At 64.8% G+C, this 18,284-nt stretch carries 21 protein-coding genes; 11 read left to right on the top strand and 10 right to left on the bottom strand.

The window, feature by feature from the left end:
• Nucleotides 1–174: 174 nt before the first annotated feature.
• Together rlmN and RFM52_RS28690 are read left to right on the top strand one after the other, a co-directional pair.
• Nucleotides 175–1,404 carry a dual-specificity RNA methyltransferase RlmN gene (gene rlmN / locus RFM52_RS28695; RefSeq protein WP_320298141.1) on the top strand — a complete coding sequence of 410 codons (1,230 nt, stop codon included), beginning with the start codon at nucleotides 175–177 and terminating at the stop codon, nucleotides 1,402–1,404.
• On the top strand, nucleotides 1,401–1,868 hold the full coding sequence (locus tag RFM52_RS28690) for a hypothetical protein (protein WP_320298142.1): 468 nt from the start codon (nucleotides 1,401–1,403) through the stop codon (nucleotides 1,866–1,868). Before rlmN ends, RFM52_RS28690 begins: the two co-directional genes overlap by 4 nt.
• Nucleotides 1,869–1,871: 3 nt before the next feature.
• Here RFM52_RS28690 and RFM52_RS28685 read toward each other — a convergent pair whose 3' ends face one another.
• A complete protein-coding gene (locus RFM52_RS28685) occupies nucleotides 1,872–2,513 on the bottom strand; it encodes a LysE family translocator (protein WP_320298143.1) in 642 nt (213 codons plus the stop codon).
• A gap of 181 nt (nucleotides 2,514–2,694) precedes the next feature.
• On the opposite strand from RFM52_RS28685, the gene RFM52_RS28680 reads away from it, so the two are divergent.
• Complete coding sequence (locus RFM52_RS28680; protein WP_320298144.1) at nucleotides 2,695–3,915, top strand: argininosuccinate synthase; 1,221 nt, start codon at nucleotides 2,695–2,697, stop codon at nucleotides 3,913–3,915.
• 259 nt (nucleotides 3,916–4,174) lie between these two features.
• Here the strand turns inward: RFM52_RS28680 and RFM52_RS28675 are convergent, their stop codons facing one another.
• Entirely contained in the window at nucleotides 4,175–4,978 is an 804-nt protein-coding gene (locus RFM52_RS28675; RefSeq protein WP_320298145.1) for a lytic murein transglycosylase, read from the bottom strand.
• Nucleotides 4,979–5,236: 258 nt separating this feature from the next.
• On the opposite strand from RFM52_RS28675, the gene RFM52_RS32905 reads away from it, so the two are divergent.
• Together RFM52_RS32905 and RFM52_RS28665 are read left to right on the top strand one after the other, a co-directional pair.
• Nucleotides 5,237–5,539 carry a hypothetical protein gene (locus tag RFM52_RS32905; protein ID WP_430699295.1) on the top strand — a complete coding sequence of 101 codons (303 nt, stop codon included), beginning with the start codon at nucleotides 5,237–5,239 and terminating at the stop codon, nucleotides 5,537–5,539.
• Nucleotides 5,536–6,141 (top strand): DUF1236 domain-containing protein, encoded by a 606-nt coding sequence (locus tag RFM52_RS28665; protein ID WP_320298146.1) that lies wholly within the window; start codon nucleotides 5,536–5,538, stop codon nucleotides 6,139–6,141. The genes RFM52_RS32905 and RFM52_RS28665 overlap by 4 nt, the downstream gene beginning before the upstream one ends.
• A gap of 71 nt (nucleotides 6,142–6,212) precedes the next feature.
• Here the strand turns inward: RFM52_RS28665 and RFM52_RS28660 are convergent, their stop codons facing one another.
• Nucleotides 6,213–6,512: a HigA family addiction module antitoxin gene (locus tag RFM52_RS28660; protein WP_320298147.1), complete on the bottom strand. Its 300-nt coding sequence runs from the start codon at nucleotides 6,510–6,512 to the stop codon at nucleotides 6,213–6,215.
• Nucleotides 6,513–6,707: 195 nt separating this feature from the next.
• On the opposite strand from RFM52_RS28660, the gene RFM52_RS28655 reads away from it, so the two are divergent.
• The 4 genes from RFM52_RS28655 (at nucleotide 6,708) to rpsP (ending at nucleotide 10,368) form a co-directional block, all read left to right on the top strand.
• Nucleotides 6,708–7,658 carry a CPBP family intramembrane glutamic endopeptidase gene (locus tag RFM52_RS28655; RefSeq protein ID WP_320298148.1) on the top strand — a complete coding sequence of 317 codons (951 nt, stop codon included), beginning with the start codon at nucleotides 6,708–6,710 and terminating at the stop codon, nucleotides 7,656–7,658.
• A 345-nt stretch (nucleotides 7,659–8,003) separates the two neighbouring features.
• Nucleotides 8,004–9,584 (top strand): signal recognition particle protein, encoded by a 1,581-nt coding sequence (gene ffh, locus RFM52_RS28650; RefSeq protein WP_320298149.1) that lies wholly within the window; start codon nucleotides 8,004–8,006, stop codon nucleotides 9,582–9,584.
• Between the two features lie 7 nt (nucleotides 9,585–9,591).
• A complete protein-coding gene (locus RFM52_RS28645) occupies nucleotides 9,592–9,918 on the top strand; it encodes a chorismate mutase (protein ID WP_320298150.1) in 327 nt (108 codons plus the stop codon).
• Nucleotides 9,919–9,972: 54 nt separating this feature from the next.
• Entirely contained in the window at nucleotides 9,973–10,368 is a 396-nt protein-coding gene (gene rpsP / locus RFM52_RS28640; RefSeq protein WP_320298151.1) for a 30S ribosomal protein S16, read from the top strand.
• 169 nt (nucleotides 10,369–10,537) lie between these two features.
• On the opposite strand, the gene RFM52_RS28635 is transcribed toward rpsP, so the two are convergent.
• From RFM52_RS28635 to RFM52_RS28620, 4 genes are all read right to left on the bottom strand, one after another.
• Entirely contained in the window at nucleotides 10,538–10,801 is a 264-nt protein-coding gene (locus RFM52_RS28635) for a YMGG-like glycine zipper-containing protein (RefSeq protein WP_320298152.1), read from the bottom strand.
• 147 nt (nucleotides 10,802–10,948) lie between these two features.
• Nucleotides 10,949–11,476: an SRPBCC family protein gene (locus tag RFM52_RS28630; RefSeq protein WP_320298153.1), complete on the bottom strand. Its 528-nt coding sequence runs from the start codon at nucleotides 11,474–11,476 to the stop codon at nucleotides 10,949–10,951.
• A gap of 13 nt (nucleotides 11,477–11,489) precedes the next feature.
• Nucleotides 11,490–11,900, bottom strand: a complete 411-nt coding sequence (locus RFM52_RS28625) for a DoxX family protein (RefSeq protein ID WP_320298154.1) — start codon at nucleotides 11,898–11,900, stop codon at nucleotides 11,490–11,492.
• 284 nt (nucleotides 11,901–12,184) lie between these two features.
• Nucleotides 12,185–13,090: a bestrophin family protein gene (locus RFM52_RS28620; RefSeq protein WP_320298155.1), complete on the bottom strand. Its 906-nt coding sequence runs from the start codon at nucleotides 13,088–13,090 to the stop codon at nucleotides 12,185–12,187.
• Between the two features lie 222 nt (nucleotides 13,091–13,312).
• Here RFM52_RS28620 and RFM52_RS28615 point away from each other — a divergent pair, with 222 nt between their 5' ends.
• The gene (locus RFM52_RS28615) at nucleotides 13,313–13,720 is read left to right on the top strand and encodes an ACT domain-containing protein (RefSeq protein WP_320298156.1); all 408 of its coding nucleotides are present in this window, start codon (nucleotides 13,313–13,315) and stop codon (nucleotides 13,718–13,720) included.
• Between the two features lie 2 nt (nucleotides 13,721–13,722).
• On the opposite strand, the gene RFM52_RS28610 is transcribed toward RFM52_RS28615, so the two are convergent.
• The 3 genes from RFM52_RS28610 to RFM52_RS28600 form a co-directional block, all read right to left on the bottom strand.
• Nucleotides 13,723–14,181 carry a GNAT family N-acetyltransferase gene (locus tag RFM52_RS28610; protein ID WP_320298157.1) on the bottom strand — a complete coding sequence of 153 codons (459 nt, stop codon included), beginning with the start codon at nucleotides 14,179–14,181 and terminating at the stop codon, nucleotides 13,723–13,725.
• A gap of 445 nt (nucleotides 14,182–14,626) precedes the next feature.
• Nucleotides 14,627–15,661 carry an aspartate-semialdehyde dehydrogenase gene (locus RFM52_RS28605; RefSeq protein ID WP_320298158.1) on the bottom strand — a complete coding sequence of 345 codons (1,035 nt, stop codon included), beginning with the start codon at nucleotides 15,659–15,661 and terminating at the stop codon, nucleotides 14,627–14,629.
• A 111-nt stretch (nucleotides 15,662–15,772) separates the two neighbouring features.
• A complete protein-coding gene (locus RFM52_RS28600; RefSeq protein WP_320298159.1) occupies nucleotides 15,773–15,976 on the bottom strand; it encodes a hypothetical protein in 204 nt (67 codons plus the stop codon).
• A gap of 288 nt (nucleotides 15,977–16,264) precedes the next feature.
• On the opposite strand from RFM52_RS28600, the gene RFM52_RS28595 reads away from it, so the two are divergent.
• Nucleotides 16,265–18,136, top strand: a complete 1,872-nt coding sequence (locus RFM52_RS28595) for a DEAD/DEAH box helicase (protein ID WP_320298160.1) — start codon at nucleotides 16,265–16,267, stop codon at nucleotides 18,134–18,136.
• Nucleotides 18,137–18,284: the final 148 nt, after the last annotated feature.

The following is an 18,284-nucleotide window of genomic DNA, read 5'->3' as shown; positions in this document are numbered from 1 at the left end:
CCAGCGTCTCACTCCGCTGGAACACCCCTCATCCGTCGCCTTCGGCGACACCTTCTCCCGCAAGGGGAGAAGGAGAACCCGCCGCATGACTCCGCCGCCGAGCTGTGCTATGCGCCGCGCTTCCCGTTCGGCCGATGCTGAAATCGGCCGCAAATCGCTTATATTGGCGCCACCATGACCGTTTCGCTTGATCTTACCGCCGAAGGCGCCCGTGACGCCTTGCGCGCCCGCAACACCGAGAAGCCGTCGCTGATCGGCTTGACCCGCGTCGAGCTCGGCGAAGCGCTGGTCGGCGCCGGCATCGTGCCGGAGCGCCAGGCGAAAATGCGCGCCCAGCAGCTCTGGCACTGGATGTATGTGCGCGGCGTCTCCGACTTCGCGCATATGTTCAACATCTCCAAGGATCTGCGCGCCGAGCTCGACAAGCATTTCACCGTCGCGCGGCCGGAGATCGTCGAGGAGCAGATCTCCGCCGACGGCACACGCAAATGGCTGTTCCGCTTCCCGCCGCGCGGCGCCGGCCGCCCCGTCGAGATCGAGACCGTCTACATCCCCGAGGAAGGTCGTGGCACGCTCTGCATTTCCTCGCAGGTCGGCTGCACGCTGACCTGCTCCTTCTGCCACACCGGCACGCAGAAGCTGGTGCGCAACCTCACCGCCGAGGAGATCCTGGCGCAGTTGCTCACCGCGCGCGACCGGCTCGGCGACTTCCCCGACCGCGACACGCCGGACGGCGCCATCGTGCCGGCCGAGGGCAGAAAAGTTTCCAACATCGTCATGATGGGCATGGGCGAGCCGCTCTATAATTTCGAGGCGGTGAAGAAGGCGTTGCTGATCGCTTCGGACGGCGACGGCCTGTCGCTGTCGAAGCGACGCATCACGCTGTCGACTTCCGGCGTCGTGCCGGAGATCGCCCGCACCGGCGAGGAGATCGGCGTCATGCTGGCGATCTCGCTGCACGCCACCAATGACGACCTGCGCGACTTGCTCGTGCCGATCAACAAGAAGTTCCCGTTGAAGGAGCTTATCGCCGCCTGCAAGGCCTATCCGGGCCTCTCCAATGCCAAGCGCATCACCTTCGAATATGTGATGCTGAAGGACGTCAACGATTCCCTCGACGACGCCAAGGCGCTGGTCAAGCTGCTCAAGGGCATTCCGGCCAAGATCAATTTGATCCCGTTCAACCCCTGGCCCGGCACCAACTACCAGTGCTCGGACTGGGAGACGATCGAGAAATTCGCCGACTACATAAACAACGCCGGCTACGCCTCGCCGATCCGCACACCGCGCGGCCGCGACATCCTCGCCGCCTGCGGCCAGCTCAAGTCGGAGTCCGAGCGCATGCGCAAGGTCGACCGCCTGGCGCTGGAAGCCATGATGATCGCGGGACACGGCGAGGCGTGAGGCGCATCATCGCCTACCTCATCCGCTTTGCCGCCATCCTGGTCGGCTATGTCGTCGCCTCGCTGGCGGCGAGCGCCTTCCTCAACATTCTGGTCCTGGCGCATCTGGGCTACACGCCGGCCAACCCCGAGCCGACGGCCACCGCCTCGCTCTATGTCTCGGTGCCTTTCGTGGCGCTGTTCGTCGCCTATTTCGCCTTCATGCCGACGGCAGTCGTCATTTTGATCGCTGAGCTGCTCGGCCGCCGCGACTGGCTGTTCTACGCGCTCGGCGGCGCTGTCATAGCCGTCGTCTTTCTCGGCTTCGTGCATAATGTCGGCGATGCCAATTTCGACGTCACCGAAACCAATGCCAGGCTGGCCGTGATCGGCTCCGGCATGGTCGGCGGCATCTTCTACTGGCTCTCCGCCGGCCGCTGGGCCGGAAGCTGGCGCCGCGCGCCGCTGCTCGATGCGGAGCCCTGAGCGCTACTTCGCCTGCGCCGTCAGGATCTTGAGCGCGAAGGCCGAAAACACGCCGGCGAACAGATAATCGACCACGCGCGTGACGCGCGGACTTGCCTTCATCGCCGCAGAAAACTTCTCCGCAGCCAGCACCATCGGCACCGTCACCGGTATCGACAGCACGATGAACATCATGCCGAGGAAGAACAGTTTTCCGGACGCGTTCGGATCGTGCGCGGAAACGAACTGCGGCAGGAAAGTCATGAAGAACAGGATGATCTTGGGGTTGAGCAGGTTGACGCCAAGCCCCGCCATCCAGCTGCGGAACAGGGAGACTTGCGGTCCGGTCCTCTTCTCCGGCGAGAAGGCCGAGCCCTTCGTCACGGCCTGAAAGGCGAGGAACACCAGATAGCCGGCGCCGAATATCTTCAGGACGAAGAAGGCCATCGGCGAAGCCACGATCAGCGCCGAGATGCCGACCACCACCAGCGTGGTGTGGATCAGCGTGCCGGTAAGCGCGCCAGCCATCGAAGCAAAGCCGGTGGCGCGACCCTGGCTCAGCGTGCGCGAGACGAACAGCGTCATGTCCGGCCCAGGCGTGATCGCCAGGATCACCGTGGCGATGGCGAACTGGATGAGCGTCGTAGTATCGGGAATGAAGGACATGCGCGCGGCCCTGGCGGAGATAGCGCAGCCTATAACGCGACCATTTTTGCTTCGCCAGCGTCTGCCTGGGCAAACATGTGGCCCAGCCTGTGCCGCCGTCAGGCATCCGTTCGTCTCTTGCGCCGCCCGGAAAGGCCGTGATACCTCGCCCGCGAAGCTATTTTCCCGCGGAACCGCCAAAATGTCCAAGATCAAGAACGTCAAGAAAGTTGTGCTCGCCTATTCCGGCGGCCTCGACACCTCCATCATCCTGAAATGGCTGCAGACCGAGCTCGGCGCCGAAGTCGTCACCTTCACCGCCGATCTCGGCCAGGGCGGCGAGCTGGAGCCGGCCCGTAAGAAGGCCGAGATGATGGGCATCAAGGACATCCGCATCGTCGACGTGCGCGAGGAATTCGTCGCCGACTTCGTCTTCCCGATGTTCCGCGCCAATGCCGTCTATGAAGGCACGTATCTGCTCGGCACGTCGATCGCCCGGCCACTGATCTCCAAGCATCTGGTCGAGATCGCCAAGGAAACCGGCGCCGACGCCATCGCGCATGGCGCCACCGGCAAGGGCAACGACCAGGTCCGCTTCGAGCTCTCGGCCTATGCTCTCAACCCCGATATCAAGGTCATCGCGCCATGGCGCGACTGGTCGTTCAAGTCGCGCACCGATCTGATCAACTTCGCCGAGCAGCACCAGATCCCGGTGGCGAAGGACAAGCGCGGCGAAGCGCCCTTCTCGGTCGACGCCAACCTTTTGCACTCCTCTTCCGAGGGCAAGGTGCTGGAGGATCCGTGGAGCGAGCCGCCGGAATTCGTGCATCAGCGCACCGTCTCGCCGATGGACGCGCCCGACGCCGTCACCGAGATCGAGATCGAGTTCCTGAAAGGCGATCCGATCGCCCTCAACGGCAAGAAATTGTCGCCGGCCACCATGCTGGCGACGCTGAACGACCTCGGCCGCGACAACGGCATCGGCCGCCTCGACCTGGTCGAGAACCGCTTCGTCGGCATGAAGTCGCGCGGTGTCTACGAGACCCCCGGCGGCACCATCCTGATCGCCGCCCACCGCGCGATCGAATCGATCACGCTCGACCGGGGCGCCGCGCACCTCAAGGACGAGTTCATGCCGCGCTACGCCGAGCTGATCTACAACGGCTTCTGGTTCTCGCCCGAGCGCGTCATGCTGCAGGCGATGATCGACAAGAGCCAGGAAGACGTCGAAGGCACGGTGCGGCTGAAGCTCTACAAGGGCAATGTCATCGTCACCGGCCGCAAGTCTAAGAAGACGCTTTATTCCGATGCGCTGGTCACCTTCGAGGACGATCGCGGCGCCTACGACCAGAAGGACGCCGAGGGCTTTATCCGCCTCAACGGATTGCGGCTCAGGACGCTCGCGGCAAGGAACCGCCGCTGAAGCTGCCAATCTCCCCCCTTGAGGGGGGAGATGTCCGGCAGGACAGAGAGGGGGGCCTCGCGCCAGCGTATCCCTCGTCATTCTAGGGCGGAGCAAGGAGCGAAGCGACGCGCGCAGACCCTAGAATGACGAAGGAAGGGCGACATCTCTCAATCAAGGGGGAGATCCCTACTTTCCCGGCCTTCGCCAATCCCCAAGCCCCCAACAAAAAAGCCCGGCGCATGGCCGGGCTTCTCGTTGGAACCAAGTCTTAATCCGATCAGTCCGCGTCGATCGCCTCGGCGATTTGGGCAATGGCCTGCTGATAGACGCTGGCCGAATTCCAGCCGGCGATCGCGCCCATATTGGCCTCGTAGCTCGCGCCCGCGTGCCAGCCATGGCCCTTGAGGAAGTTGGCGGTCGAGGCGAGCGCCGTGTTGCGGTCGCGCAGGTTTCTGCTGCCGACGCCGTATTTCATGACATTTCCGGGCAGGAACTGGGTGTGGCCGATCTCGCCATGCATGGCGCCGACCGACGAGGCGCTCAGCGCGCCGCTATCGACCAGCTTGAGTGCCGCGATGGCATGCGGGGTGAAATAGTCCGGACGGCGACAGTCGTAGGCGAGCGTCAGGATGGCCGACACCGTGTTCTGGTTGCCCATCGAGGCGCCGAAGCCGGTTTCCATCCCCCAGATGGCGAGCAGCACGCCCGGCGGCACGCCATAGGTGCGCTCGATATTGTCGAACATCGCCGCGTTCGCTTTCTTCAGCGCGCGGCCCCGGGAGATGATTGCCGAGGCGCCGCGGCGCTTCATGAACGCTTCCACCGAGCCGCTGAAGGCCTTGTGGATCGCCCGGTCGGCGGCGATCGTCCTGGTCGCGTAGGTGGCACCCGCCAGCGCCGACAGCCCCTTCTGCCCAACCCCGTTGGCCTTGGCCTCGGCAGCGAAATCCTGCTTCCAGGCGTCGAAGCCGGCGCCATTCTTGCCGCAGCTGGCTGCGGCCTCGGCCCCTGTCGCCAGCCCAAGCACCGCCACCACCGCCGCGGCGGCTACGAAAATCCGTCCTTTGGCAAAAAATGCCATATCCTTCTCCTGGTTGCCTTGAATCACGTCCCGGTTGCGAATTTGCCAGCGAAACGCCTGGTTGTCACCGCCCCCGCGGGGGACGTGGCACCCGACACTGGCGAAAGAAGGGCAATTTGCCTACGATCCGCCGTCATGTGTGGCGGGCTTGCCTCATGAAAGACGTTGATGTCGTGATCAACGGCGCCGGTCCGGCGGGCCTTGCCGCGGCAAAGACGGCTTCGAACGGCCGGGCTCTCCTTTGTTCTTCCGGAGGCGATGGACCGCATCGGCGGCCGCGCCTGGACCAGCGATCGCCATTTCGGCGTGCCCTTCGACATTGGCTGCGATTTCGCGTCTCTCTGCCGGTCGAACTGTCAACGCCAAACTCGCGGCGAGATAGCCCGAATGCCCACAGAACACGGGCGCGGCTGGCATCCGCTCACGGCCTTTTTGAGCGATCCGGCGAAAAACCCTGGAACAATTCGTGAGCGCGCGACGGGCACTTTAGCCGGAACGCATAAGCTACTCTTTCGTTTCCGACCCCGAGGGAGCGTTGAAAAACGGAGAGAAAAATCATGAAACGCGTGTTGTTTCCGGTGCTTGCCGGTGCCCTGCTCACCATCTCGGGCGCGGCTTTCGCCGATACGCCTGTCCAGGCGGTGGCCGACTTGAACGTCCGCGCCGGCCCCGGTCCGCAATATCCGGTCATCGGTGTGCTGGCGGCCGGCCAGTCGGCCACGCTTCGCGGCTGCATCGAAGGCAGCAAGTGGTGCACGATTGCCGAAGCCGGCGGCAAGGGCTGGGTCTATTCCGATTATGTGACGGGCGATTTCGGCGGCAGCCGCGTCGTCGTGACCCGCCGCCCGGCCGATGCCGGCATCGCGCTTGTGGCGCCGCCGACCGACGACGTCTACACCAACGACACCTACACGGGCGCCATCGTCTCCAACGGCGACGCCATCGAGTCGATCGGCAGGCCGCCGGCCGAGGTCGGCACCTATGTCACCACGCACCGGGTCGATCCGGTCTATCTCGACGGCGAGGTGGTGACAGGCGCCACGCTGCCCGACACGGTCGAGCTGCGCGAGATCCCCGACTACCAGTATCGTTATGTCTATGTGAACAACCAGCCGGCGCTGGTCGACCCCGGCACACGGCGCATCGTCTATGTGATGCGCTGATCGGCCTTTATCATTGTCGCAAGAGCGGCCGCCGGCGATGGCGGCCGTTTTGCTTGCGTGCTGACCGAAACTCAGGCGGCTTGCATCTGCTCGATCGACGCGATTTCGGCCTTCTTTGCCTCGCCTTCCACCGCGAGATCGTAGCTGGCCTGCATGTTCGTCCAGAACCGGGGCGTCGTGCCGAAGAACTTCGCAAGGCGAAGCGCCGTATCTGGTGTTACGGGCGTGGTTTCGCTCACCAGGCGCTCGATGCGCGTGCGGGGAACATGCAGCTTCTTGGCCAGCGTATATGGTTTCAGCCCAAGCGGGACCAGATACTCCTCGCGGAGAATTTCGCCCGGATGGATCGGCGCGAAGATGCCGGTAGCCATCTTCATTTCCTTTCTGGTTGCGGGCGTGGACCCGGGCTTCGTCATTCCAGGGCGGAGCAGGAGCGAAGCTCCGTCGCGAAGACCCTGGAATGCGCTTGAAGCGATCCATTCAGCCCGGAACTTGATGACGTAATTGCACGGTAACCACCGATCCCATAGATCATGCGACCCGAAAGCTTTCGGCAGGGGAGCCGCGTGACGATCGAAAATGCCGCCTTCGAGCGCTATCGCCGCTCGCCGAACGAAAAGACCACCTTGCTCCGCCTGCTCTTCGGGACGGCAATCGTTATCGCCTTCTGGATGGCAATGACGGCTCTGGTGCTGTTTGCCGGCACCTACGTCTACATCGTCTGGCGCCTGCCCGGCCCCTCGACCGGCCGCTACATGCAGGACTTCCTGGCATCGCCCACCGGCATCCTGAGCGCGCTGACCTCGTTTGCCGGCATCTGGATCGGGCTCTGGGTGGCGATGCGCTTCGTGCATGGCGAGCCGCTGGCGGCCCTTTTCGGCGTCACGCGCCGGGTTGCGGGCGGGGATTTCCTCAAGGGCCTGGTCGCTGTGCTGATCACCTCGCTCTTTTCCGAGGTGCTGCTCTATTGGCTGCAGCCGGAGATCGCACGCGGACCGATCGCCCTTTCGTCCTGGCTGCTCTTCCTGGCGCCGATCGTGCTGCTCGCCTTCCTGCAGACCTCGTCGGAGGAAATGCTGTTTCGCGGCTATCTGTTGCGCGGCCTCGCCTGCCGCTTCAGGAGCCCGCTCGTCTGGGCACTGCTGCCGGGGCTGCTGTTCACGTCGCTGCACTGGAATTCGGCCTCGACTTTGGCCATCAATGCCTGCGTGCTGGTCTCGATCGGCACCTTTGCCCTGCTGCTCACGCTGCTCGTCTATGTCACCGGCAATCTCGGCGCCGGTTTCGGCGCCCATCTCGGCAACAACCTGACCGGCTTCCTGCTGATCTCGCACCAGGAAGGCTATAATGGCTTTGCCCTGCTCAACGCCAAGCCGCTCGAAGGCCCCGGCTGGACCAATCTGGACGCCGTCCTCATCGCCGCGATCGGCATCGTCAGCACGCTTTTGACGATGCTGCTGCTTTTGCATCGGCGTTCGCCGCTGCGGGTCGGAGCGAGCAGTCAAAGCCCGCTGTGAGGTGTTCTCGAATCACAGCGTTTTGGCCCGGATTCCACCATTGTTTTTTGATGCATGTCGTTGCCGCAAAACCGCTGCGCACTTTTGCGCGACATGCATCAGCCTTGACTCCGCGGCGGATTTCCTGTCTAGAGCCGCTGAATTCCGCGACGAGTTTCTTTCGCGAAAGCCGACCAGGACGCCGAAGCCTCTTTGAGGCGGGTGCTGTAAAAGAGATCCTGGAGGCCAACACCCGGCAGCGCAATGCGCCCCCGGGTGCTTTTTGGCTTTGCGCTTTTGCTTGGCGACTTGCTGCGCACGCACTACCTCTCGGGCATCCGCAGGTGCCAGGGAAAAGGAAGAAGAATGTTTGAATCACTCCAGGAACGCCTTGGTTCGATCCTGAACGGCCTGACCGGCCGCGGCGCGTTGTCCGAGGCGGATGTCTCGGCGGCGCTGCGCGAGGTGCGCCGTGCGTTGCTCGAGGCCGACGTCGCGCTCGAAGTGGTTCGCTCCTTCACCGACAAGGTCCGCGAGAAAGCGGTCGGCGCCGCGGTGCTGAAGTCGATCAAGCCTGGGCAGATGGTCGTCAAGATCGTCCATGACGAGCTGGTCGACATGCTCGGCGCCGAAGGCGTCGCCATCGACCTCAACGCGCCGGCGCCCGTCGTCGTCATGATGGTCGGCCTGCAGGGCTCCGGCAAGACGACCACCTCGGCCAAGATCGCCAAGCGGCTGACCGAGCGTCAGAACAAGAAGGTCCTGATGGCCTCGCTCGACACGCGGCGTCCCGCCGCGCAGGAGCAGCTGCGCCAGCTCGGCGAGCAGACCAAGGTCGCGACGTTGCCGATCATCGCCGGCCAGAGCCCGGTCGACATCGCCAAACGCGCCGTGCAGGCGGCAAAACTCGGCGGCCACGACGTCGTCATCCTCGATACTGCAGGCCGCACCCATATCGACGAGCCGCTGATGGTCGAGATGGCCGACATCAAGAAGGTGTCGAGCCCGCACGAGATCCTGCTGGTCGCCGACTCGCTGACCGGCCAGGACGCCGTCAATCTGGCGAAAAGCTTCGACGAACGCGTCGGCATCACCGGCCTTGTGCTCACCCGCATGGACGGCGACGGCCGTGGCGGCGCCGCACTTTCGATGCGCGCCGTCACCGGCAAGCCGATCAAGCTCATCGGCACCGGCGAAAAGATGGACGGGTTGGAGGAATTCCACCCCAAGCGCATCGCCGACCGCATCCTCGGCATGGGCGACATCGTCTCGCTCGTCGAGAAGGCCGCCGAGACCATCGACGCCGAGCAGGCGGCGGCGATGGCCAGGAAGATGCAGTCGGGCAAGTTCGACCTGAACGACCTCGCCCAGCAGCTTCAGCAGATGTCGAAGATGGGTGGCATGGGCGGCATCATGGGCATGATGCCCGGCATGGGCAAGATGAAGGACCAGCTGGCCGCCGCCGGCCTCGACGACAAGATGTTCGGCCGCCAGCTCGCCATCATCTCCTCGATGACCAAGGCCGAGCGCGCCAACCCGGACCTTCTCAAGCATTCGCGCAAGAAGCGCATCGCCGCCGGCTCCGGCACCGACGCGGCCGAGATCAACAAGCTCTTGAAGATGCATCGCGGCATGGCCGACATGATGAAGGCGATGGGCGGCAAGGGCAAAGGCGGCGGCCTCATGCGCGGCATGATGGGCGGCCTCGCCTCGAAAATGGGCCTTGGCGGCATGATGCCCGGCGGCGGCATGCCCGATCTTTCCAAGATGGATCCCAAGCAGCTCGAGGCCTTGCAGAAGCAGGCGCAGGCCGCCGGTCTCGGCAAGGGCTTGCCCGGCGGGCTTCCTGGTGGCGGCGGACTGCCGGGCCTGCCCGGCGGCATGAAGCTTCCGGGTCTTCCGGGTCTCGGCGGCGGTGGACTGCCCGGCCTTGGGAAAAAGAAATGAGGGGGCGATGAACGAGGAGAAAGACATGGCCGACGCACGCGCCATCCTGGCTGGCTATCGCGCTTCGATCGACAACATCGACGCCGCCCTCATCCATATGCTCGCCGAGCGCTTCCGCTGCACCAAGGCGGTCGGCGTCCTGAAGGCAGAGCATGGCCTGCCGCCGGCCGACCCGGCGCGCGAGCAGCAGCAGATCGCCCGTCTTCGCCAGCTGGCGCATGACGCGCATCTCGACCCCGATTTCGCGGAGAAATTCCTCAACTTCGTCGTCCGCGAAGTGATCCGGCACCACGAACAGATCGCCGCTGCGAACGGCGTGACGAAAACAGGCTGAGACATCTCAGTTGAAATCCAATCAAACCAAATCAGAGCTTTTAGGAGAAAAGAAATGGCACTGAAGATCAGACTGGCCCGTGCGGGCTCGAAGAAGCGTCCCTACTACCACGTCGTCGTCGCCGACGCCCGTTCGCCGCGCGACGGCCGTTTCATCGAGTCGCTGGGCTCGTGGAACCCGCTGCTGCCGAAGGACGGCGAACGCGTCAAGGTCGACGCCGAGCGCGTCAAGCATTGGCTGTCGCACGGCGCCCAGCCGACGGACCGCGTGCTGCGCTTCCTCGACGAGGCCGGTCTCGCCAAGCGCGAAGCCCGCTCGAACCCGAACAAGGCCCTGCCCGGCAAGAAGGCGCAGGAACGCGCCGCCCTGCTGAAGAAGGCCCAGGAAGATGCAGCCGCTGCCGCGGCGACCGCCGCGCCGGCCGAGGCTGAGGCCGCGACCGCCGAGTAATCACGGCCTTTCGCTTACAAAACAGCGGACCTAAAAGCATGTCTCCTGAAAGTGGGCCCGGTTTCGGGACAAAGACATGCTTAGAATCAAAACTTAAAGCAGGTCGCGTGAATCCCTTTTCACGCGACCTGCTTTAACCCCGCCGTTTTCGTTTGGTCCGCCTGATGTCTCAATAGCCGGACGGGCAGCGCGCCACATAGACGCGCCCGTAGCGGTCGCGATAGCGGCACTGGCCGCTTTCGCTGGCATGACCGATCAGCGCACCGGCGACTGCGCCGACCGCGCCGCCGACTACCGCACCCTGCACCGGATCATTTGCCACCGCGGCACCGACCGCCGCGCCGCCCAGACCACCGATCGCAGCGCCCTTTTCCGTTTGCGAACAGGCGCCCAAGGCCATGGTCAGCACCAGAATGGTAATTGCTTTCTTCATTGCTGTTCCTCTCTCAAGCGCCGTCCTCGCCGCCATGGCCTAAACTCACGAACAGCTGAATTGATCCCGGCGAGGATGAAAATTGGCCGGCTACGTGCCGGCCGGATTTATGGTTCTGGACGCCAACCCATTGAAACCTTGCGGTTTTCACCGCTCGGCGAGACGCCTCAAATTGCCGAGTCCGGCCTCGAAATCCTTGCCGATCAGCGTGTCGAAATTCATGAACAGGCCCATCAGCTTGGCGACAAAGGGCCTCGCGCCGCGCATCGCCCAGATGACGGTCGTGCCCTCGCCGGACGGCGAAAGCGAGAAATCGACGGTGTTGTTGGCCCTGAACGGCTTCTCGAAGTCGAGCTTCAGCGCGACCAGCGACGACGGCACCGAATTTGTGATCTCCATGCGGCCCTTGCCGGCCTTGGAATTGCCTTCCCAGGCATAGGCCGCGCCCTTGCCGCTTTCAGCGCCGGACAAAGTGCGCTTCATGCCGGGGTCGAGTTTTTCGTAGGGCGACCATTCCGGCCAGCGCCTGAAATCGTCGATCAGCGGGAAGATCGTCTCGGCCGGCGCCTTGATGCTGATCGAGCGCGTAACGACGAAATCGTTCGGCCGGGTCGCGGCGTAGATCAGCATGGCGGCGATGATGACGACGAGGAGGATGAGGATGATGGCAAACATGTCTTGTCCTCCCTTACCGCGAGAACGGGATCAAAGCGCGCACCCTTGCGTCGCGCAGATAAAGCCCGCCCCACAGGATAATGCCGAGATAGACGCCGAACAGCGTGTGCGAGAACAGCGGGTTGCCGATCCGCACATGGGTCGAAATCGCGCCGCCCATATAGGCGGTGAGCAGGATGGCGCCGAGCACCGAGCTGCGCGGCAGCGCATAGAGTGCCGTCGAGATCAGCCCGATGACGCCGAGCAGCCGCGCGACATTGGCGTCGGCCGGCCAGCCTAGCTCCGTCATCGTCTGGGTGACGATATCCAGGGGCGGCAGCTTGATGACGCCGTCGAAGATCATGAACAGGACGACGACGGCGCTGAGCGCGCGCCCGGCCCACAAAGCGCCTCTTGAAGCAGGCGCGGCTTCGGAAATGCTCATGGATGTTCCCTCCAAGGTTTCGAATGCCGGCCATTTGCCGGTTTCGATCCAAGGACGGGGGAACATGCCGCGATCCTACACGCCTTCGTCATACTCGGGCTTGACCCGAGTATCCATGCCGTGAGGTCGAACGAAGAATGCAGCGTTCTAGAATGAAGCTCCAGCCAGACGATCCTAATTTCTGGTCCGACTGCGCCCGGGACCAACATCACGGCATGGATTCTAGGGTCTGCGCGCGTCGCTTCGCTCCTTGCTCCGCCCTGGGATGACGAAGTTGCCTGTGGTCACGAAAAATAGAACTTGTCGGCCGCGATCATCTTCGGCGGCGTCTCGTCCAGCGCCTCGAACACGGAGATCTCGCAGACGCGGCAGAGGCCGTCGAGCGCCAAGTCGTTGGCCTCGACGCCGAACGGATCCTCGAGCTCTTCCGACAGCGCGTCGAGGCCGAAGAACGTGTAGGCGATCAGCGCCGTGAACAGCGGCGTCGCCCAGCCCGTGGTCGAGATCAGCCCGATCGGCAGGAGCAGGCAGACGACATAGGCGGTGCGATGCACCAGGAGCGTATAGGCGAAGGGCAGAGGCGTGCCGGCGATCCGCTCGCAGCCGGCCTGGATGGCGGCGATCGCGGCCAGCCTTTCATCGAGGATGCGGAAGCCGATCGGGTCGAGCGCGCCCGCCTCGCGCCGCGCATTGGCGCGCCGGCCCATGCGGCGGACCATGTCGTCGGCCGGGTTGGTGCGGGCGGCTGCCTTGTCCACCTCGTCGCCGATGAAGGCGCGGGCGTCCTCTCTGCTGTCGATTTTGCGCAATTGCCCGCGCAGCAGGTGGCAGAAGGCAAGCGCGTCCATCAGCAGCGCCCGCTGCTCCGTCCGGTCGCCGATCAGGCTGGTGGTGGCGCGCGCCAGGTTGCGGATCTCGAAAACCAGCGCGCCCCAGAGCTTGCGCGCCTCCCACCAGCGGTCGTAGGCGGCGTTGTTGCGGAACGACAGGTAGATCGACAGCGTCACGCCAACGAGCCCGAAAGGCGTGATGTTGAAGGCGCTGAGGTCGAGATGGAATTGCCGCGCCAGAAGCAGGACGACCGCCGAATAGATGGCGAAGCCGAAAATCTGCGGCAGGATGCGCGGCACCACCGAGCCGCGCATGATGAAGAACAGCTGCAGGAATGTCGGGCGCGGGCGGACGATCATGTGGGAGACCTTTGCGAACCGTTATGTCTCTACGGCGATAACGAGCCTGCGGCTCAGCCGCCAGCGACATCGCCATGTCGTCCACGCGGCTGCAGGCCGGGCTGTTGACGTTTCAGCCGAGACTGCGGAGAACGTCGCCCGGAGCAATTCCAGGAAGAGTGCGTGTCCGGAATTGCGTCAGGACAAGAAAACAGCGCCACGCGCATCCCGGGGAAGGAAAACATGAGCGGCGAGACGGACCTGCAAAAGCTGCTGGCATCGATGACGCCGCGGCTCTACCCGGAAGTCTATGTCTTCGCGACCTTGCCGCCCGGCGCACCCTTGCCGGAGGGCCTGGAGCCGGTCATGCGCTTCATCGAGCGCGAAGGCGCGACGCTGATCCTGGCCGAGAGCCAGGCGAAAGCGGCCGGCCTCGCCGGCACGTTCCGCTGCCGGATGATCACGCTCGACATCCATTCCTCGCTGGAAGCCGTCGGCTTCCTCGCCGCCATCACGACGCGGCTGGCGGCGGCCGGCATGGGCGTCAATCCGGTCTCGGCCTTCTATCACGACCATCTGTTCGTGCCGGCCGAGCGGGCGGAGGAGGCGCTGACCATCTTGCGGAAGCTGGCGGCGGGCAGCGCTGCCTGAACTCAGCGCCTGAGCACATAAAGGATATCCGGCAGGCCTTCCTCGTTGGCCGAGCCGTCGCCGAAGGCTTCGGCGCGAAAACCGTGGCGTTCGTAGAAGCGCCGCGCGCCGGTATTGGCCTGGAAGCAATGGAGCTTGACTACAGGCGTGCCGGCGGTGGCTTGGGCAAGCAGCCGGCTGCCGACGCCTTGCCCTGTCCAGGCCGGATCGAGATAGAGCTGCTCGACCCATTCGCCGCTGACGGCGATGAAGCCGACGATCCGGCCGCTGGTTTCGGCGACCGCCACCTGCTGACTGGGCATCAGGATGTCGCGGATGAAGGACAGGTGCTCCTCCGGCGTATGCAGCACCGGCATCCAGTCGAAGACATTGAGCGAAGCGCGCATCACCGTCGCGATGGCGGCGGCGTCGGAAGCCGTGGCTGGGCGCAGGACGACATCAGCAGGCTGAACGCCAATCATGAAATACACTCTACCTGAAACGGCACTGCTCCAGGGGAATGCCAGCGTCTCACTCCGCTGGAGCACCCCTCATCCGTCTCGGCGCTGCGCGCCGATCCACCTTCTCCCACAAGGGGAGAAGGAAGAAGCGCACCCGGCCGAAGGCCGAGCCCGCGACTGCGGGCCGCCGGCTTTCCGGCGCCCCCGCGCAGGGCCAGCCGCGGCAGCGGCGATACGGCCCGTGAGCGAGAACAAACAACCAAAGGCCGAGCCCGCGACCGCGGGCCGCCGGTCGTCCGGCGCCCCCGCGGAGGGCCCGCCGCGGCAGCGGCGATACGGCCCGTGAGCGAAAACAAAACGGCCCGAAGGCCGAGCCTGCGACCGCAGGCCGCCGATCGTTCGGCGCGCCCGCGCGGGGCCAGCCGCGATAGCGGCGATACGGCCCGTGAGCGAAAGCAAACTGCCGTCAGGCCGCCTTCTTCTTCGGCTGGATCAGGCCGCGTTCGACCAGGAGCTCGGCGATCTGCACGGCGTTCAGCGCCGCGCCCTTGCGCAGATTGTCGGAAACGACCCACATCGACAGGCCGTTGTCGACGGTCGAATCCTCGCGGATGCGCGAGATGAACGTGGCGTCCTCGCCGGCCGATTCCAGCGGCGTGATGTAGCCGCCGTTCTCGCGCTTATCGAGCACCTGGCAGCCGGGCGCCTCGCGCAGGATGTCGCGCGCCTCATCCGCCGTGATCGGCTTTTCGAACTCGATGTTGACCGCTTCCGAATGGCCGATGAACACCGGCACCCGCACGCAGGTCGCCGTCAGCTTGATCTTGGGGTCGAGCATCTTCTTGGTCTCGGCGACCATCTTCCACTCTTCCTTGGTGAAGCCGTCGTCGAGGAAGACGTCGATATGCGGGATGACGTTGAAGGCGATGCGCTTGGTGAACTTCTTGACGTCAACCTGGTCGGCGACGAAGACCGCGCGGGTCTGCGTGAAGAGCTCGTCCATGCCTTCCTTGCCGGCGCCCGACACCGACTGGTAGGTGGCGACGACGACGCGCTTGATGGTGGCGGCGTCATGCAGTGGCTTCAGCGCCACGACCAGCTGCGCGGTCGAGCAGTTCGGATTGGCGATGATGTTCTTGCGGGTAAACAGCGAGATCGCGTCCGGGTTCACTTCCGGCACGATCAGCGGCACGTCCTGGTCGTAGCGGAAGGCCGACGAATTATCGATGACGACGCAGCCCTGCTTGCCGATCTTCGGCGACCATTCCTTCGACACATTGCCGCCCGCCGACATGACGCAGATGTCGGTGTCGGAAAAATCGTACTGGTCGAGCGCCTTGACCTTCAGCGTGCGGTCGCCGAAGGACACTTCCGTGCCCTGGCTGCGCCGCGACGCCAGCGCCACCACTTCGCTCACCGGAAAGCCGCGCTCGTCCAGAATGTTGAGCATTTCGCGGCCCACATTGCCCGTGGCGCCGACTACCGCAACCTTGAAACTCATCTGATATCTCCTGTCCCTCTCCGCTTGGCTGTTGTTGGAGAAAACCCGCTGGCCTGGTGCGGGTTTCGTCCCCCGGGCCGGACCCGGGAGAGGGTGGTTAGGCCAAGGGAATCACACCGTTTTGGTGGTGGTTTTGCCGGTTTTCTTGGCCAAGAATGGGGTTTTGCTGGAACGGACGGACGCGCCGACGCGCCCGGCCCAATGGTTCGCATTGAGGCTGGGGGCATCGAATGCAAGAAGAGCCATCAAAAGGCCGCGCATCGAAAAACGATCCCGTTCGACGCGGGCTTTTACGCGGTTTGGGAAAAGAGTCAATCGGCGGGACCTTCCCTTCTCCCCCTGTGGGAGAAGGTGGATCGGCGCGTCAGCGCCGAGACGGATGAGGGGTGTTCCAGCGGAGTGAGACGCTGGCTTTCCCTGGAGCACCCCTCATCCGGCCGCTTCGCGGCCACCTTCTCCCACAAGGGGAGAAGGAAAGGCGGTGCCGCCTGCTCTGTACAATGACGGCCGCAAGAAGTACGAACGCCCAAATTTCGTTTGGCCGGCGCAGTGCCGGTCCGTGCTCGACCACGAGCGCAGAACTCCGAATTCCGAAAGAACAAGATGTCCAGTTTCGAAACCATCGTGCCTGCGCTCGCAGAGGCGCTGGAAAAGCGCGGTTATGTGGCGCTGACGCCGGTCCAGAAGGCGGTGCTGGAGCCTGAGCTCGGCGAGGCCGATGCGCTGGTGTCGGCGCAGACCGGTTCCGGCAAGACCGTCGCCTTCGGCCTTGCCGTGGCGCCGACCCTGCTTGGCGGCGCCGAGCGTTTCGCCGCTGCCGGCGCGCCGCTGGGACTGGTCGTGGCGCCGACGCGCGAGCTGGCGCTGCAGGTGCGGCGCGAGCTGGAATGGCTCTATGAGCTGACCGGCGCGCATATTGCTTCCTGCGTCGGCGGCATGGACATGCGCACCGAGCGGCGCGCGCTGGAGCGCGGCGCCCACATCGTCGTCGGCACGCCCGGCCGGCTGCGCGACCACATCACGCGCGGCGCGCTCGACATGTCGGCGCTGAAGGCGGTGGTGCTGGACGAGGCCGACGAGATGCTCGACCTCGGTTTCCGCGAGGACCTCGAATTCATCCTCGATGCCGCGCCCGCCGAACGTCGTACGCTGATGTTTTCCGCCACCGTGCCGCGCTCCATCGCCACGCTGGCGCAGGGCTATCAGCGCGACGCCGTGCGCATTACGGCCGGCGGCGAGGAGAAGCAGCATCTCGACATCGAGTATCGGGCGCTTTCGGTCGCGCCTGCCGATCGCGAGAACGCCATCATCAATGTGCTGCGCTATTACGAGGCGGCGAATGCGATGGTGTTCTGCAACACGCGCGCCGCCGTCAACCATCTCACCGCGCGCTTCAACAACCGCAATTTTTCCGTCGTGGCGCTGTCCGGCGAGCTCAGCCAGAACGAGCGCAGCCACGCGCTGCAGGCGATGCGCGACGGCCGCGCCAGGGTCTGCATCGCCACGGACGTCGCCGCGCGCGGCATCGACCTGCCCAATCTCGAGCTGGTCATCCATGCCGACCTGCCGAGCAACCCGGAGACGCTGCTGCACCGCAGCGGCCGCACCGGACGCGCCGGGCGCAAGGGCGTCAGCGCACTGATCGTGCCGGGCAATGCCCGTCGGCGCACCGAGCGGCTGCTCGCCAATGCAGGCCTGACCGCGACCTGGGCGAGCCCGCCGTCGGCCGACGAGGTGCTGAGGCGGGATGACGAGCGCATCCTGGCCGATCCGTCCTTCAGCGAGGCGGTGAAGGACGAGGAGCGCGACTTTACCACGGCGCTTCTCGAACGGCATGGCGCCGAGCTGGTGGCGGCCGCCTTCGTGCGGCTTTGCCGGGGCAGCCGGTCGGCGCCCGAGGACCTGATCGATGTCGGCCCGTTCGCGCCGTCAAAGGAGAAGTTTGCGCGCCAGGAGGAAGCCCCCAGCCGCCGCGACGATTTCGGCGACAGCGTCTGGTTCTCGCTCTCGGTCGGCCGCCGGCAGAATGCCGAGCCGCGCTGGCTGATCCCGATGCTGTGCCGCACCGCCGGCATGTCCAAGCGCGAGATCGGCGCCATCAAGATGCAGCCGGAAGAAACCTTCGTGCAGATCGCCGCCGACTGGGCCGACCGGTTCGTCGCCGCGATCGGCCCCGACCGCAAGCTGCAGGGCAACATCGTGGTCAGGCGCATCGACGGCGCGCCGGACCTGTCGCGGGCCGGCTACCAGCCGCCGAAGCCGGACAAGAAGCCGCATCGCGGCAGGGGCGCTTTCGATCAGAATGCGGGCGGATTCGAGAAGCGGGCGCCAGGCGAGCGGCAGCCTGGCGGGGCGCCGGGCTCAAAATCCTGGGCGAAGAAGCCGGCAAAGGCGAAGTTCGACAAGCCGAAATTCGATGGGCCGAAATTCGATGGGCCTGCAAAGCGCAAGAAGCAGAAGAAGCGGCCAGCGTAGGATCGCGACGGAAGCTGGAAGCCGACCCGCGGCGAGCGCCGGGCAAATCGCCAACCTCGGAGATTGACCGAAGCGTCGCTCCCTTCGTCATCCACGGGCGGAGCACAGAGCGAAGCGACGCAGCGCAGACCATAGAATGACGAAGGCG

The sequence above is a fragment of the Mesorhizobium humile genome, from assembly GCF_033977215.1.
Lineage (GTDB): Bacteria > Pseudomonadota > Alphaproteobacteria > Rhizobiales > Rhizobiaceae > Mesorhizobium > Mesorhizobium humile.
The sequence above is the reverse complement of the archived record's forward strand: the minus strand, read 5'-3'. Positions and strand labels throughout refer to the sequence as shown.